The sequence below is a fragment of the Labrenzia sp. OB1 genome (genome assembly GCF_001624695.1).
Taxonomy (GTDB): domain Bacteria; phylum Pseudomonadota; class Alphaproteobacteria; order Rhizobiales; family Stappiaceae; genus Roseibium.
The window spans coordinates 453553-470396 of record NZ_JSEP01000001.1 but is presented as its reverse complement, the minus strand read 5'-3'; the positions used below and the strand labels follow the sequence as shown (position 1 = coordinate 470396).

The following is a 16844-nucleotide window of genomic DNA, read 5'->3' as shown; positions in this document are numbered from 1 at the left end:
GATTGCACCGGCTGCTGCCCCACTTGCCTGTCGAGCCAGGCTTTCCATCTTCTTGAGGATACGTTTCGGTTCTTTGAAAGCACGGGTTTCTTCCAGAGAGCCGGGGAAGCATCCGCATGAGCAGAAAGTGGGAAAATGAGCGAGATAAGAGTTGAACTGACACGCCGCGCGGCGCTCCTGGGGGCTGGTGGCGCGATTGCCGGGGCAGGCATGGCGGCAACCTTGCCAGCACATGCGGCCGCGCCGAAGCAGGAAGCTCTTTCAGCGCCGGTGGCGCGCTATCCGGTTGGCGATTTCGAGGTGAACACGCTTCTGGATGGCGCGGTGATCCTTCAGGACCCGCAGAAAACCTTCGCCATGAATGTTGAGGCCGATACGTTCTCGGCCGCGTCCGCGGAGAACTTCATCCCAAGTGATTCGTTTCAGATCAGCTTCACGCCGACGCTTATCAATACGGGCAGCGAATTGATCCTGTTCGACACCGGCAACGGCGAAGGTGCGCGTCCCGGACGCGGCAACATGCGCGCCGCGCTGGAAAGTGCCGGGTATACGCCCGAACAGGTCGATGTGGTGGTGCTGACGCACATGCACCCCGATCACATCGGAGGGCTCATGGAAGGCGGCGCACCCGCTTTTGCCAACGCGCGCTACGTGACCGGCCAGAAGGAATACGATTTCTGGGCGGCGATGGATGCGGAAGCCAATGGTGTCACCAAGCTGATGGCATCGCATGTCAAACCGCTGGCCGAGAAGATGACCTTCCTGAATGACGGCGGTGCTGTCACTTCGGGAATAACGGCGATGTCCGCGTCAGGCCATACGCCCGGTCACATGATCTATATGATCGAAAGCGGCGGCAAGCAGCTTGTCCTGACAGCCGATACCGCGAACCATTTTGTCTGGTCGCTGGCCTATCCGGACTGGGAAGTCAGGTTCGACATGGACAAGGAGGCCGCGGCCTCCACACGCAGATCGGTCTTCGGCATGCTGGCCGGCGACAAGCTTCCGTTCGTCGGCTATCACATGCCGTTCCCGGCCGTCGGATATGTGGCGCAGGAAGGCGACGGTTTTCGCTACGTGCCTGCCACCTATCAGCTGAATCTGTGACCCTGGCGGCCATGTGCTGAAAGCCGGTCATGCCGGCAACAAAACCATAACGGCAACAAAAAACCCCGGGCAAAGCCGGGGTTTTTCAATTCTTGCCGGATGAATTTCAGGCTCAGGCAGCCGCTTCGACTTCCGGCTCGCGAAGCACATATCCGCGTCCCCACACCGTTTCGATGTAGTTCTTGCCGGAGGTGGCCGCAGCCAGTTTCTTGCGCAGTTTGCAGATGAAGACGTCGATGATCTTCAATTCTGGCTCGTCCATTCCGCCGTAGAGATGGTTCAGGAACATCTCCTTGGTCAAGGTGGTGCCCTTGCGCAGCGAAAGCAGCTCAAGCATCTGGTATTCCTTGCCGGTCAGATGAACACGCTGGCCGCCAACTTCGACGGTCTTGGTGTCCAGGTTGACCTTGAGGTCGCCGGTAATGATGACCGACTGGGCATGCCCCTTGGAACGACGGACAATTGCGTGAATACGCGCGACCAGTTCGTCCTTGTGGAACGGCTTGGTCATGTAATCGTCCGCGCCGAAGCCGAGCCCCCGCACCTTGTCTTCAATGCCCGCGTTCCCGGAAAGGATCAGGATCGGTGTCTTGACCTTTGAGACGCGAAGTGTCCGAAGAACCTCATACCCGGACATGTCCGGCAGGTTCAAATCCAACATGATGATGTCATAATCGTACAGTTTGCCGAGGTCGATACCTTCCTCGCCAAGATCTGTCGTGTAGACGTTGAAGTTCTCGGACTTCAGCATCAGTTCGATGCTCTGCGCTGTCGCGCTATCATCCTCAATCAACAGTACACGCATTGCCAATCCCCTTATTCTGCCTTTTCTGGGCAAGTCGCAACGGCTCTGTCGGTGTGCGCTACGAAGGACTGCTTGTTAACCCCGACTCAAAGCTATCGGGTAATGGTTAACAAAATATGATTCGTAGCGGCAAGCGCCGAATGGAGTAATCTGTGAACAACAGTCAACTTGTTGAATCCCCAGAAAAAACACTGATTCACAAATCTTAATGTTGCACTTTAAGAAACGGATCCAACTGACTCCGTTCAGATTCCTTTCGACTTAACCGTTGTGACTTCGAAATGGCTCTCGCTTGTCGGCCTTCCAAAGGTTAAGATTAACCAGAGTCGTAAACGATCGGTTACCAAAACCGTTAACAGGGGAGGGAATCTTAATTGAAGGCGCTTTTTGCCGAGATTGATTCGCTTTTGCCTACCGAAATTTACGGTCGGGTGACCGCCGTGAAGGGACTTCTTGTGGAAATCGCCGGGCCGATTCACGAAATGAGTGTCGGTTCGCGCCTTTTGATCGACAGCGGCGAGGGCAATCCGAAAGTCCCGGCCGAAGTGGTCGGCTTCCGCGAGGGTCATGCGCTTTGCATGCCGTTTTCCGGGCTTGAAGGTGTCCGGATGGGCTGCAAGGCGGTGATCAGCGCCCGTGAAAGTGTGATGCATCCCGACGATGCCTGGCTTGGCCGGGTCGTTAACGCACTTGGTGAACCGATTGATGGTAAAGGACCTCTTTCAAATGGCGGAGTGCCTCGCAAATTGCGAAGTCCGCCGCCGCCCGCCTCCGAACGCAAACGGGTCGGACCGCCGCTCGATCTCGGCGTAAGGGCGCTGAACAGCTTCGTAACCTGCTGCGAAGGCCAGCGCATGGGCATCTTCGCGGGCTCCGGTGTCGGCAAGTCCGTGCTGATGTCCATGCTGGCACGCAACACGCGCTGCGACATCGCCGTGATCGGCCTGATCGGAGAGCGGGGCAGGGAAGTCCAGGAATTCATCGAGGACGATCTTGGCGAGGAGGGGCTGGCGCGATCGGTGGTCGTGGTCGCCACATCCGACGAGAGTGTTCTCATGCGCCGTCAGGCGGCCTATCTGACGATGACGGTCGCCGAGCACTTCCGCGACGAGGGCAACAATGTCCTGTGCATGATGGATTCGGTTACCCGATTCGCCATGGCGCAGCGCGAGATCGGCCTGTCGATCGGCGAACCGCCCACGTCGAAGGGTTATACTCCGACCGTTTTCACCGAATTGCCGCGCTTGCTGGAACGAGCCGGCCCCGGTGTGGAAGGCACAGGTTCGATCACCGGCCTGTTCACTGTGCTCGTGGAAGGTGACAATCACAACGAACCGGTTGCCGATGCGGTTCGCGGGATCCTGGACGGGCATGTGGTGATGGAGCGGGCGATTGCGGAACGCGGGCGCTATCCCGCAATCAACGTGCTGAAATCGGTTTCAAGAACCATGCCCCGCTGCGTGCCGCCGGAACAGCTTCCGGTTCTGCGCAAGGCAAAGCAGTTGCTGTCGACCTATACGGATATGGAAGAGCTGATCCGCCTCGGGGCGTACCGGAAGGGATCGGACCCGATGGTCGATGAAGCCATTCACCGGTTCGAGCTGATAGACGATTTCCTCAATCAGGGAAAAGACGAGGCAACGAGTCTTTCTGAAGGATATCTTCAACTCGCCAACCTTTTGGAAATGACTCTGGACTAGACTGCCCTTGCAAGGGGAGTATTGAGTAATGAAAACCCGAGACAGTTTGATCCGTTTGAAGCGGTTTCAGGTTGATGAAAAGCGGCGACAGCTTGCTCAGATCGAGAGCATGATTGCCGAGTTCAATCGCATGGCCGATGAACTTGACGAGCAGATCCACTCCGAGCAGGACCGTGTCGGTATTACCGATGTCACGCATTTTGCCTATCCGACATTCGCCAAGGCGGCGGCGGACAGGCGCGACAACCTGCGCAATTCCGCGCATGAACTGGACGATCAGCTTCAACGCGCTCAGGATGAGCTGAGTGAAGCGATTGAAGAGCTTAAGAAATTCGAGCAGCTGGAAGAGCGCGATCAGCAGCGTGAACGCACTGCCCAGGAAGTTGCCGAGCAGGATCAGCTGGACGAAGTCGCCTCGCGGCTGCGATAGAGCATTCGCGGGCAACGCCCCTGTTCCCGCATGCCGATAGATGGTCCGTCCACCTTCCTCGCCGAAGGCCGAACAATTTTGCCCGACCGCTCGACGCAGCGGCCGGGTTTGTGCTTTTCAAGCGGAATGCTATAGGGAAAGGACGGTCGCCGATGCGCGTGACCGTCGCTTGTCTCGCCAGCCTGAATGCAGGTTACCTGATTTCAAAATGCCGGAGCACTCCGTATGCGGCCGCCGGGGCGCTGGATGTTCTGCCGAAACACGGCACTTTTCATGCGGTTTTTTCTGGCTCTGCTCCTCCCTGTTTCGACCTTTTCCTTCGCCCTGGGGCTTACGCAGCCGCTGATGCTGTTCGAACGGCTGTATTTTCTCGAAGACCGTCCGTCTCTGGTTGAAATGATTGTCAGCCTTTGGCGTGAAGACGAGACCGTGCTTGCCGCGGTCGTGGCGCTGTTTTCCATCGGGTTTCCGGCGGCCAAGATAATGCTCACCCATGTTGCTGTCATGACTGGCGGAAAGAGTCGTTCGCTGTCGCTGCTGTCCATGGTCAGCAAGTGGTCGATGCTGGATGTGATGCTGGTGGCGCTGGTTCTGTTCGCCGCAAAAACCAGTGGTCTGGCCTCGGCGACCATCCTGCCGGGGTTATGGTTTTATGCGGCAGCAACATTGACGACGGCGGTGGCGGCGAGTTTATGCGCGCGTGCCCGTTAAAGCATGTCGCATTAAATTGAATTCAGGAAGCCGCGCGAGCGTATTTGCAACGCAAACGCAGTCCCGGGCGTCTTCGTGAATCCATGAAGCCGCTTAAACGCGACACGCGCTGGATTGTGAACCGAGCGATTATTGCTGCCGGGTCGGTCTAATCCGCCAGCTCCGGGATGGCGGCCTGCTGGAGCGGTTTGGGCTTTTTCGCCCCGCGGTTCGCCTGAAAGTCACCGCAGCGGGATTGTCTGACCGAAGCGGTGCTTTCCAGATGTTTTTTGTAGGCAAATGTCCATTCCGGACCGTGAGTTGCCGGGATTCTCAAATAGTTGCAGCGGATCTTTGAAAACAGGGCAAAGGTAGACGGTTCCAATCCCGTTTTGGCCGCGGTCTTGAGGACCAGATCCGGCTTTCCGTTGAAAACGGCTTCCTTGAGGAGCTTTGCAGAAGTTCTTCCACGCGCGCTGAGCAATTCCATGGCGCGTTCAAAGCGGCCGTCCTGCAGGAGCAGGATCATGAGTTCATTGACTGTAATGCCCGCACGATCGGCATCCTTCCAGAGCTTGCCGACGTCGGAGTTTGCCAAGGCGTCGCCGAAATCGTTGCGCAATGATTTCAGCCTGGCGATCTGGTTGATTTGTTCCTGCGTCAGGGATCCCTCGATGAGGTCGTGCAGATGCTTCCTGGCCTCATCGTTTACGAGAGGCAGCAATGCACGGCAGGCGGCAGGGGACAAATCGGGCCTCAACGCCAGATCTTCCCGCAGCACCTGGTCTTCTTCCGCGAGCCTGGCGTAAAGCAGCAACGTTTCGCGGGACAGTCGGATGTCGCGATTGCCGGCCAGAATGCGGTTTACCGTCCTGTCGTTTCTGGCGGCAAGAGAATCGGAGACTTCGGGGGGAAGATCTTTGCGATGTGCGATTGCCTGCAGGTGGGTCGTGCTGAACCGATCTGCGAAATCAAGAAGGTCTTCCTGTGTGAAAGCAGCGCAATCCGACAATACGGGCATCGCCACTGTGATGTCATCCTCAGCGATCCGGCACGCGAGATCACGGGGCATGTTGGTCAGTGCAGCCAGTTTGCTGGCGAGCGTTGTCCGGTCTGACAGGGAGCCGGTGTCGTAGAGCTTCAGGATAACTTCCGCGAATATCGCGAGCTCCTGCTCCGTCCGCTGATCTAGATCGGAAAACACAAGTTCACTCACCTCGGCAAACAGGTGTTTGCGAGATTCTATTGTCCCGACTTGGGCAAGTTTTAGTATGGAACCCGCCATTTATCCTCCATTACAGGCACATTGTGATAAATATTGTTAGCAATACGTTACCTGCAGTGAGTTTCGTACAAATAACAGCTCATTTATGGAACTGATAATCTGCAATATTGTCAAAAATGCGTACTTTTGATCTCAATTGCTGAAAAATTTGCTATTTCGGGATGTGTCTTGCCCTGGTACCGATGGGGGTTGATCTCGTATCCATGGTGCTGGTTCAACTTTGGTTTTGGCTTGACGCAGCTGCATGAAGTCGATCCGGCCCCCTTGAGGTGCAACGCTCCGGGTGGACCTGCCTCCTCAAGACAATTCATACCCAATTATAGGTCGAGCGGGCTTTCCTTATCGGATGGTTCTTCCTTATTGTCTGGACCGTGTCGAGAGATGTTCACGCTGCTCAGAAACGGATTGAATTTGAAATGAGACGTTTGCGCCCAAGCCTTGCCGCCTTGTTCGGGCTGCTGCTCTTTTGCGTGGTGCCGGCCGTGGCCCAGAACGCCGATGCCCAGCAATCCAGTTCCACGGATGTCGAGCAGGCAAGCGATGCGCTCATCAAGGTCTTGAACGATCCGAAAAGCCGGGCAGCTCTGATCGAACTTCTCAAACAGAACGCAGGCGAGAGCAACACGGAGACACAGGAAACGTCGACCCCGGGCGGCTCGATCCTGCCGACACTGAGCGGCGGGGATAAGCAGGAGGCGCCGCCTGCTCAATCCGACCAAAGCGGGAGTTCAGGTTCGGGCGAGAATTTCGCCCTCAAAATCGGAGAATACACGCGCGACCTCGTCGATGACGCGGGTGTTGTACTCAACCAGTCCGCCAGGCCCCTTCGTGGGCTGGTTCGGATCGGGCGCGGCGAAATTCCGATCAAGTGGGAGCAGTTGAAACCGATAGCCGTTCAGGTTCTTGTCGTGCTGCTGGCGGCTTATGCCGGTCTGCTCCTAAGCAAGGCCGCGATGAGGCTGCTCTATCCGAGGATATCCGCCATCGCAGAAAAGCGCGGCGGGCTGATGCGCAGTTTCCTTCTCATCGTGACGTCGGCGCTGGATGTGATGGCGGTTGGACTGGGCTGGGCGGTGGGCAATGCGGTCGCGCTCGCCGGGTATGGTGGCCTGCAGGCTGGTGTCACCTTGCAGGAAAGTCTGGCGCTGAATGCATTTTTCATCGCAGAGCTTGCGAATGTCGCCCTGCGGTTCATTTTCGTGCCTGCGCATCGGAAACTGCGCCTTCTGCCGTTCACGGACGCAGCCTCGCGTTACTGGAGCAGCCGTCTGCATCTGTTTGTGTACTGGATCGTCTACGGCCTGTTCCTTGTGGTGCCGGTTGCCAATATCGCCGCCTCCTTCGTTCTGGGCAACGCGTTGCGTTTTCTGGCGGTGTTCCTGGGCACGCTCTATCTTTTCGTCCTCGTGCACCGGAACCGGCAGTTTGTCTGCCAGGGAGTGAGCGACTATGCGCAAACCATGCAGAGCGCGCTGGCAAGCCGCTTTCTGGCAGTCGGCGGCCGCATCTGGCATTTCGCCGCCTACGGCTATCTTGCCGCGGTATTCATAATCTGGGTGACACGCCCCTTCGATGCCACGTCCATAATTCTGAATGCCACCGGTCAGTCCATCTTGGCCATTGCCACCGGTATCCTGGTTTCGCTGGTTCTCACCAGCGCCATCAAGGATGGCATCCCGCTTCCGGAGGGCATGCAGACAAGCCTGCCGGCGCTGCACAGACGATTGAACGCTTTCGTTCCCAGGATTCTGAAGTTCATTCGGTTGGCGGTTTTCCTCGTAACGGTTCTGGCTCTCCTGGAAATCTGGGGCATCCTGAGTGTGATCGACTGGGTTGCGAGCGAGAGCGGTTTCCAGTTGCTGAGCGGCTACGGTTCGGCGCTTCTTGTGGTGCTGGTGGGCTTCCTGATCTGGCTGGCGGTCATGTCCTGGGTCGACCTGCGCCTGCAGGAACGGTCAGGACGCCTCGTGACCGCCCGCGAAAGAACCCTCTTTCAACTGTTCCGCAACGCTTCCACGGTTGTCATCATGGTGATGGTGGCGCTTCTGGCCTTGTCCGAAATCGGTGTGAACATCGGGCCGCTGATCGCCGGTGCCGGTGTCGTCGGTCTGGCGATTTCCTTCGGGGCGCAAACGCTGGTGAAGGACATCATCACCGGCGCTTTCATTCAGATCGAAAACGCCATCAACGAAGGCGACGTGGTGACGGTTGCCGGCATCACGGGTACGGTGGAAGGGATCACGGTCCGTTCCGTGCGTATCCGGGATCTCGACGGCACCACCCACATCATTCCGTTCTCCTCCGTCGAGATGGTCTCGAATTTCATGCGCGGCTTCTCCTATCACGTCGCGCTGATCGGCGTTTCCTACGACACGGAAATCCCCAACGCCAAGGAAGCCATGACGGAAGCCTTCCGGCGTCTGAAGGCGACTGACTACAGCCCGAAGATCTTCGGGGAACTGGAGATGCACGGCGTGACGAACTTCGGCGCGAGTTCGATCGATATCCGCGCCCGCATCAAGACGACGCCGGGCGACCAGTGGTCGGTCGGCCGGGCCTATAACGAATTCGTCAAACAGGTTTTTGACGAACGGGGTATCGAAATTCCGTTCCCGCAAGTCACCTATCATGCAGCAACTCCGCCCTTCGCGGGAGAGGTCAAGGGATCCAGACATCAAGGCAAGCTCGAAGCCTCCAAGGATGAGCCCGCGGACGATGCGCCTTCCCAGGATGCCCCTAATTAACAGGCTGCACTGCGAGCGGAACCAGCGTCGAGTTTCAATGGCTCCAGCTCGCGGCGGGATCGGGGCGGTGTATCCTCATACGCCTGAAAATGGTGATTGAATTTCGAGGTGTTTCGCTTTAGTTTCATTTCATGCTGAAATCGCATATGTGCGCAAGCCGGAGACGGAGACCATGGCGGCTGATTACGACCTGTTGATCATTGGCGGAGGCATTAACGGAACGGGGATCGCCCGGGATGCAGTGGGCCGCGGTGCATCGGTCATGCTTGTTGAAATGGGCGACCTTGCCGGAGCGACATCCTCGGCGTCGACGAAACTCATTCACGGCGGTCTGCGCTATCTGGAGTATTACGAGTTCGGTCTTGTCCGCAAGGCGCTGAAAGAGCGCGAAGTGCTGTTGCGCGCGCTGCCGCATATCGCCTGGCCGCTGCGCTTCATCCTGCCGCATCACAGGGATCTGCGCCCGGCCTGGCTGTTGCGTCTCGGCCTTTTTCTTTACGATCATCTGGGTGGCCGGGAATTGCTGCCGGCGACAAAAACCGTGCAACTCGACAGTGGTATCTATTCACGGGGCCTCAAGCCACTGTTCAAAAAGGGATTTGAATACTCCGACTGCTGGGTGGACGACGCGCGCCTGGTGGTATTGAACGCGCTGGACGCTTCCGACCGGGGGGCAAAGGTACTCACGCGGACCAAGTGTATCGCCGCGCACAGGGAAGGTGATCTCTGGAAAGTCGTCCTGAAGGATCTTGCCACGGGCGAAGAGACGACGGTGAGCGCGCGCGTGCTTGTCAATGCGGCCGGTCCCTGGGTCGCGGAAATGTTGCAGGGCATCGCCGGGGCAAGGAGCGAATCCAGGGTGCGCCTGGTCAAGGGCAGTCACATCATCGTGCCGAGCCGGTTTGACCATGATCGCTGCTTCATTTTCCAGAATGGCGATGGCCGGATTGTCTTTGCGATCCCCTACGAGGAAAAGTTCACACTGATCGGTACCACCGATATCGACTATCACGGGGACCTGGGCTCGGTTCGCATAACCGATGATGAAATCGACTATCTGTGCAAGGCCGCCAGTGAGTATCTGGACACGCCGGTCTCGCCCGACGAGGTGGTGCACACCTATTCCGGGGTGCGGCCACTCTATGACGACGGTGCAAAGGACGCCAAGGCCGCGACGCGGGACTACGTTCTGGAACTGGAGGGCGGCGAAACGGAGCCGCCGGTGCTTTCGGTCTTCGGAGGCAAGATCACGACTTACCGCAAGCTCGCGGAGGAGGCCTTGAAAAAGCTGGAGGCCTATCTGCCGTTCAAGCGCGGAGTGTGGACAGCCTATGCGCCCTTGCCGGGTGGCGATTTCAAGGTGGACGGGTTCGACGAAGAAGTGGCGCGGCTCGGAAGGGATTTCGCTTTTCTGGACACAGCCTTCGCAACCCGCCTGATCCGTCTTTACGGGACCGATGCCAGGCTCTTTTTGATGGAAGCCACCTCGCTGGAGGATCTTGGCTGCTGTTTCGGCTCGAACCTCTATGAAGCCGAGGTGAAGTGGCTGATCGATCGGGAGTGGGCGCGCACAGCCGACGACGTGTTGTGGCGGCGAACCAAACTCGGCCTGGTGTTGAGCGCGGAAGAGAGGGGCGAACTGGACGGCTTCATTTCGGGCTATCTTGCCGAGCGGACCGGCGCTGCGGCATAGTCCGCCATATAGGCGCGGTCTGCCGGACTGGCTGACAATTGCGGTGAAATAAAAAAGAACAAAGGGAGGAGCGCCATGGCCGGACTTGTTTTGGCAATCGACCAGGGTACGACGTCAAGCCGTGCGATTGTCTTCGCAGAGGACTTCACCAGCGTCAGTTCAGGGCAGCAGGAATTCAAACAGTATTTTCCAAAATCGGGCTGGGTGGAGCATTCCCCTTCCGATATCTGGGACAGCACGCTGGAAGTTTGCCGGGAAGCTTTGGAAAAGGCGCCGCAGGGAGGCGCGGACGTCGCCGCGATCGGGATCACCAACCAGCGGGAGACAACCCTGATCTGGGACCGGTCCACCGGCGAACCGGTCTATAACGCAATCGTCTGGCAAGACCGCAGGACTTCGGACACTTGTGCCAGACTGCGGAGTGAGGGGCTTGAGGAAACGTTTTCGGCCAAGACCGGACTGCTGCTGGATCCCTATTTCTCCGGTACGAAAATCGCCTGGATCCTGGACAATGTCGCGGGCGTCCGCGAGAGGGCGGAACGGGGCGAACTGGCTTTCGGGACGGTCGACACCTGGCTGATCTGGCATCTCACCGGAGGCAAGGTGCACGCCACCGATGCCACAAATGCCTCGCGCACCCTGATCTACAATATCCATGAGAACGCGTGGGACGAAGACCTTTGCCGGTTGCTGGGGATTCCCATGAGCCTGCTTCCGCAGGTCAGGGACAGCGCGGACGACTTCGGATTCAGCGCGCCGGATCTCTTTGGCCGGCCGCTGCCGATCCTGGGTGTGGCGGGCGATCAGCAAGCGGCAACGCTGGGCCAGGCCTGCTTCAATCCGGGCATGGTGAAATCCACTTACGGGACCGGCTGTTTTGCACTGATGAATACCGGGGAGACGCCTGTCCGGTCGAAAAACCGCATGCTGACGACGATTGCCTATCGCCTTGACGGCAAGACAACCTATGCGCTCGAGGGATCGATCTTTGTCGCCGGCGCGGCTGTTCAGTGGCTGCGGGACGGACTTGGTCTCATCGACAGCGCGGGCGAGACACAGGGGCTGGCCGAGCAGGCCGATTCGACTCAGGACGTCTATCTGGTTCCGGCATTTGTCGGGCTCGGCGCGCCCTATTGGGATGCGGACGCCCGCGGCGCGATGTTCGGGCTGACCCGGAACACGGGTCCGAAGGAGATCGCCAGGGCCGTCCTGCAGAGCGTCGGCTTCCAGACGGGCGATCTGCTGGACGCCATGCGTGCCGACTGGCCCGATGCGAAACCGCCGGTTCTGCGCGTCGACGGGGGCATGTCGGCGTCCGACTGGACGATGCAGTTTCTGGCCGACATTCTTGGGGCCCCGGTCGATCGGCCCACAGTTGCGGAGACGACGGCGCTGGGGGCTGCCTGGCTGGCAGGATCGAAAGCAGGCGTCTGGCCGGGAGCGGACGCTTTTTCCGCGCAATGGAAGCTGGATAGGCGGTTCGAGCCCCGGTTACAGGAAAGTGAACGGCTTCGTCTGCTGTCCGGTTGGAAGGATGCAGTGAACCGGACGAAATCCACTTCTGATTGATAAACAGGCAGACTCTCGTCAACGGGAGAGTCTATTTGTTTTCAACGCTTTGGATTTATCCGGAAAACAGGATCCCGTGCGGTATCAGTTTCCATTCCGGTACCGGTAAGTTGTTAAAACACTACGTCAGCATGGCTTACCCAGAAAAAATATTTCAAAAAAGGGGCCAAATTAGAAATATGTTGGTAGTTGATTTTCAAACAAAAAACCGCCTTAGTTTGCGCTGGCTCGGGCTTAATTCCATTGCACGATCTTAACGATGCAGGGCCCCAGCTTCTTCATCAAGGGGAGAACAGTTTGATGAATTTTCAAAAAACCTTGAAGGCAACCCTTCTTGGCGCCAGCCTTGCCGTGATCGCGGCAACGGGCGCGTCTGCAAAAACCCTGGTTTATTGCTCGGAAGGTTCGCCTGAAGGCTTCGACACCGCCCTCTACACCGCCGGAACGACATTCGACGCGTCCTCCAAGCCCATTTACAACCGTCTGGTTGAATTCAAGCGCGGAACGACAGAAGTTCTGCCGGGTCTTGCGGAGAGCTGGGAAGTTTCCGAAGACGGGCTGGAATACACGTTCAACCTTCGCAAGGGCGTGAAATTCCACACGACGAGTTTCTTCACACCGACACGTGATTTCAATGCCGACGACGTGGTTTTCTCGTTCGAGCGGCAGTTGAAGAAAGACAACCCGTGGCATGAATATACCCCGGGTGCCGCCTGGGAATATTTCAACGGCATGTCCATGCCGGATCTCATCAAGGAAATCGTGAAAGTTGACGATTACCAGGTGAAGTTCGTGCTGAACCGGCCGGAAGCTCCGATGGTCGCCAACCTGGCGATGGACTTCGCGTCGATCCTGTCGGCTGAATACGCCGACCAGCTGGAAGCTGCCGGCACCAAGGAGCAGCTCAACCAGGAGCCTGTCGGCACCGGTCCGTTTGCGTTTGTCGGCTATCAGAAAGATGCCGTGATCCGCTATGAGGCGTTCGCCGACTACTGGAACGGCAAACAGCCAGTCGATAATCTGGTCTTCGCCATCACGCCGGACGCAGCGGTTCGTCTGCAGAAGCTGAAGGCGGGCGAGTGCCATGTAATGCCATATCCGGCTCCGGCCGATGTTGCGGACATCAGGGACGACAGCAATCTGACGCTGATGGAACAGCAGGGCCTGAACGTCGGTTACCTTGCCTATAACACCAAGGTGGCTCCGTTCGACAAGGCGGAAGTCCGCAAGGCGCTGAACCACGCAATCAACAAGCAGGCGATCCTCGATGCCGTGTTCCAGGGCTCCGGCCAGGCGGCAAAGAACCCGATCCCGCCGACCATGTGGTCCTATAACGACGCGATCGAGGACGACGACTACAATCCGGATCTGGCAAAGGAAATGCTGGAAGCTGCCGGTGTCTCCGATCTGTCCATGAAGATCTGGGCAATGCCCGTCCAGCGCCCCTACAACCCGAATGCCCGCCGCATGGCGGAGGTCATTCAGGCCGACTTCGCGAAAGTCGGGGTGAATGTGGAGATCGTTTCCTACGAATGGGGTGAGTATCTGTCCCGTTCCAAGGAAGTCGATCGCGATGGAGCCGTTCTGCTCGGCTGGACCGGCGACAATGGCGACCCGGACAACTTCCTTGCCGTTCTGCTTGGCTGTGACGGCGTTGGTGGTTCCAACCGCGCACAGTGGTGCGACGAGAACTTCGAAGCTCTCATCCAGAAAGCGAAGACCGTGACCGACAAAGCAGAGCGCACCAAGCTCTACGAAGAGGCTCAGGTTGTCTTCAAGGAACAGGCTCCGTGGGCGACTATCGCGCATTCCGTCGTCTTCATGCCGATGTCCTCCAAGGTCACCGGTTATGTCATGGACCCGCTTGGCGGCCATTGGTTCGACGGTGTGGATATCGCGGAGTAAATCCGCCTGAATCCTCGAAGGCGCCGGCAGCGATGCCGGCGCCTTCAGACATTATGACCGGTGGAATCCATCATGACATATGACGGTTTCCGCTGGTTCTTCGTATCTGGAATCTGACATGTTTCGCTTTCTTTTCGGCCGGCTCGGACTTCTGATACCGACGTTTTTCGGTGTCACCCTGGTCGCCTTCTCGTTCATCCGTCTTCTGCCGGGCGATCCGCTGGATCTTCTTGCCGGAGAACGCGGCATTTCGCCGGAACGCAAGGCCCAGCTTCTGGAGCAGATGGGTTTCGACCAGCCGCTCTGGCGGCAGTATATCGACTACATCGCCGGTATTTTTCAGGGTGATCTGGGGACGTCCTTCGCCTCGAAAAAGCCTGTGCTCGACGAGTTCATGACGCTGTTTCCCGCCACCGCCGAACTTGCGCTCTGTGCCATCATTCTCGCGGTCTGCCTCGGCATTCCCGCCGGCATCTACGCTGCCGTCAAACGCGGTTCGATCGCCGACCAGGCGGTCATGGGGACGGCGCTCATCGGCTACTCCATGCCGATCTTCTGGTGGGGGCTGCTGCTGATCATCCTGTTTTCCGGCATCCTGCAGTGGACCCCGGTGTCCGGACGGATCTCGCTTCTGTATTTCTTTCCGCAACCGACCGGTTTCATGCTGATCGACAGTCTGTTGTCGGGGGAAAAGGGCGCATTCCTGTCCGCGGTCCGGCATCTCATATTGCCGTCCATCGTGCTGGCGACAATTCCGCTCGCGGTGATTGCCCGTCAGACCCGCTCCGCCATGCTTGAAGTTCTGGGCGAGGATTATGTGCGCACGGCCCGGGCGAAGGGGTTGCCGCCGAGATCGGTGATCGGTCTTCATGCGCTGCGCAACGCGCTCATTCCCGTGGTGACCACCATCGGTCTCCAGGTCGGAGTGCTGCTGGCCGGCGCCATCCTAACGGAAACCATCTTCTCCTGGCCGGGCATCGGCAAATGGCTGGTCGACAGCATTTCACGCCGGGACTATTTCGTCGTTCAGGGCGGCCTTCTGCTGATCGCCGGCATCATCATGCTGGTCAATCTCATCGTGGATGTGCTCTACGGCCTGATCAATCCGCGCATCCGCTACAACTGAGCCGAGGGTTTAAGAACAATGACAAAAACCTCTCCGGCCGCGAAGGCCGATACATTCAGGCTCGAAATGGAAAGCCGCAATGCCACCAGGGCGCAACTTTCCGAATTCTGGTACTATTTTTCGCAGAACAAGGGTGCCGTTCTCGGTCTGATGGTCTTTTCCCTGCTGGTTCTGGTGGCGATTTTCGCTCCGTTCGTCGCCCCTCATAATCCGGACGTCCAGTACCGGGACAGTTTCCTGGTGCCGCCGGTGTGGGAAGAGGGGGGCAAGGCCGCTTTTCTTCTGGGAACGGACGCGGTCGGCCGCGATATGCTTTCCCGCCTGATCTTCGGCGCGCGCTTCTCGCTCTTCATTGGCGTCGTCGTCGTCAGCATCGCTCTGGTCGGCGGAATCGTTCTCGGCCTCATCGCCGGGTATGTGCGCGGCGCGGTCGATACGTTCATCATGCGGGTCATGGACATCATTCTGGCCTTTCCCTCGCTGTTGCTTGCCCTGGTGCTTGTGGCGATCCTCGGGCCGGGTCTGGTCAATGCGATGATCGCCATCGCCCTGGTGCTGCAGCCGCATTTCGTGCGCCTGACCCGGGCCGCAGTCATGGCGGAACGCTCGCGCGACTATGTGGTCGCGGCGAAGGTGGCCGGCGCCGGACATTTCCGTTTGATGTTCAAGACGATCCTGCCGAACTGCCTTGCACCGCTGATCGTTCAGGCGACCCTGTCGTTTTCCAACGCCATTCTGGATGCGGCGGCGCTTGGCTTTCTCGGCATGGGGGCCCAGCCGCCCACGCCCGAATGGGGCACCATGCTGGCCGAGGCGCGCGAGTTCATCCTGCGCGCATGGTGGGTCGTCACCTTTCCGGGCCTTGCCATCCTGATCACCGTGCTTGCCATCAACCTGGTCGGCGACGGATTGCGCGATGCGCTCGATCCGAAACTGAAGAGGAGCTGAGGACCATGTCTCTTCTTGAAATCAGGAACCTGCGGATCGAATTCGACACCGCGAAAGGGCCGTTCAGGGCGCTGGACGGTGTCGACTATACGGTCGATGCCGGTGAAGTGCTGGCCATTGTAGGAGAGTCCGGTTCGGGGAAATCGGTTGCCATGCTGGCGACCATGGGGCTCTTGCCGGACAGCGCGACGATCACCGCTGACAAGATGGACTTTGAGGGCACGGACCTCAGGACCCTTTCCGTCCGTGAGCGCCGCAGGGTAATCGGGAAGGACATTTCGATGATCTTCCAGGAACCCATTGCCAGCCTGAACCCGTGCTTTACGGTCGGTTTTCAACTCGGCGAAACCCTGAAGACCCATACACGCCTGAGGGGCAGGCAGATCAAGGACCGGGCCATCGAGCTCTTGACCTCGGTCGGCATTCCCGATCCGGAAGGGCGGATCAATGCCTTTCCGCATCAGATGTCCGGCGGGCAGTGCCAGCGCGTGATGATTGCCATGGCGATCGCCTGTGCACCGAAGCTTCTGATCGCGGATGAGCCGACCACAGCGCTGGACGTGACCATCCAGAAACAGATCCTGGATCTTCTGGTTCAGTTGCAGCAGGACAGCGGCATGGGCCTCATCATGATCACCCATGACATGGGCGTGGTCGCGGAGACCGCAGATCGCGTGATCGTTCAATACAAGGGACGAAAAATGGAGGAAGCCGATGTGCTTTCGCTGTTCGAAAACCCCAACAGCCCGTACACGCAGGCGCTTCTTTCGGCGCTGCCGGAAAATGCGACAGGCGACCGTCTGCCGACGGTCAGCGACTTTGCCGAAGCGGGAGGGTTTTGA

General features: G+C 58.3%; 13 protein-coding genes. 11 read left to right on the top strand and 2 right to left on the bottom strand.

The genetic code is table 11. The features are described from left to right. Nucleotides 1–135: 135 nt before the first annotated feature. Nucleotides 136–1107, top strand: a complete 972-nt coding sequence (locus tag OA90_RS02060; RefSeq protein WP_068406320.1) for an MBL fold metallo-hydrolase — start codon at nucleotides 136–138, stop codon at nucleotides 1105–1107. A 112-nt stretch (nucleotides 1108–1219) separates the two neighbouring features. Here the strand turns inward: OA90_RS02060 and ctrA are convergent, their stop codons facing one another. Next, the gene (ctrA, locus tag OA90_RS02055; RefSeq protein WP_068406317.1) at nucleotides 1220–1912 is read right to left on the bottom strand and encodes a cell cycle two-component system response regulator CtrA; all 693 of its coding nucleotides are present in this window, start codon (nucleotides 1910–1912) and stop codon (nucleotides 1220–1222) included. A gap of 374 nt (nucleotides 1913–2286) precedes the next feature. Between ctrA and fliI the strand changes: the two genes are divergently transcribed. The 3 genes from fliI to OA90_RS02040 all read left to right on the top strand — a co-directional run bounded on the left by fliI (nucleotide 2287) and on the right by OA90_RS02040 (nucleotide 4753). Beyond that, the gene (gene fliI / locus OA90_RS02050) at nucleotides 2287–3612 is read left to right on the top strand and encodes a flagellar protein export ATPase FliI (protein WP_068406311.1); all 1326 of its coding nucleotides are present in this window, start codon (nucleotides 2287–2289) and stop codon (nucleotides 3610–3612) included. A 28-nt stretch (nucleotides 3613–3640) separates the two neighbouring features. Next, on the top strand, nucleotides 3641–4042 hold the full coding sequence (gene fliJ / locus OA90_RS02045) for a flagellar export protein FliJ (protein ID WP_068406308.1): 402 nt from the start codon (nucleotides 3641–3643) through the stop codon (nucleotides 4040–4042). 225 nt (nucleotides 4043–4267) lie between these two features. Further along, nucleotides 4268–4753, top strand: a complete 486-nt coding sequence (locus tag OA90_RS02040) for a paraquat-inducible protein A (protein WP_347876826.1) — start codon at nucleotides 4268–4270, stop codon at nucleotides 4751–4753. Nucleotides 4754–4901: 148 nt separating this feature from the next. On the opposite strand, the gene OA90_RS02035 is transcribed toward OA90_RS02040, so the two are convergent. Continuing rightward, nucleotides 4902–6017 (bottom strand): DUF2336 domain-containing protein, encoded by a 1116-nt coding sequence (locus tag OA90_RS02035; RefSeq protein ID WP_068406306.1) that lies wholly within the window; start codon nucleotides 6015–6017, stop codon nucleotides 4902–4904. A 416-nt stretch (nucleotides 6018–6433) separates the two neighbouring features. Here OA90_RS02035 and OA90_RS02030 point away from each other — a divergent pair, with 416 nt between their 5' ends. The 7 genes from OA90_RS02030 (at nucleotide 6434) to OA90_RS02000 (ending at nucleotide 16844) form a co-directional block, all read left to right on the top strand. Further along, nucleotides 6434–8761 (top strand): mechanosensitive ion channel domain-containing protein, encoded by a 2328-nt coding sequence (locus tag OA90_RS02030; RefSeq protein WP_068406302.1) that lies wholly within the window; start codon nucleotides 6434–6436, stop codon nucleotides 8759–8761. A 172-nt stretch (nucleotides 8762–8933) separates the two neighbouring features. Then, nucleotides 8934–10454 (top strand): glycerol-3-phosphate dehydrogenase, encoded by a 1521-nt coding sequence (gene glpD, locus OA90_RS02025; RefSeq protein WP_068406635.1) that lies wholly within the window; start codon nucleotides 8934–8936, stop codon nucleotides 10452–10454. Between the two features lie 75 nt (nucleotides 10455–10529). Then, a complete protein-coding gene (gene glpK / locus OA90_RS02020; protein ID WP_068406299.1) occupies nucleotides 10530–12023 on the top strand; it encodes a glycerol kinase GlpK in 1494 nt (497 codons plus the stop codon). A gap of 300 nt (nucleotides 12024–12323) precedes the next feature. Further along, a complete protein-coding gene (locus OA90_RS02015; protein ID WP_068406297.1) occupies nucleotides 12324–13928 on the top strand; it encodes an ABC transporter substrate-binding protein in 1605 nt (534 codons plus the stop codon). A 118-nt stretch (nucleotides 13929–14046) separates the two neighbouring features. Next, the gene (locus OA90_RS02010; RefSeq protein WP_068406633.1) at nucleotides 14047–15054 is read left to right on the top strand and encodes an ABC transporter permease subunit; all 1008 of its coding nucleotides are present in this window, start codon (nucleotides 14047–14049) and stop codon (nucleotides 15052–15054) included. 66 nt (nucleotides 15055–15120) lie between these two features. Further along, a complete protein-coding gene (locus tag OA90_RS02005) occupies nucleotides 15121–16002 on the top strand; it encodes an ABC transporter permease subunit (protein WP_156510357.1) in 882 nt (293 codons plus the stop codon). 5 nt (nucleotides 16003–16007) lie between these two features. Further along, a complete protein-coding gene (locus OA90_RS02000) occupies nucleotides 16008–16844 on the top strand; it encodes an ABC transporter ATP-binding protein (RefSeq protein ID WP_082836784.1) in 837 nt (278 codons plus the stop codon).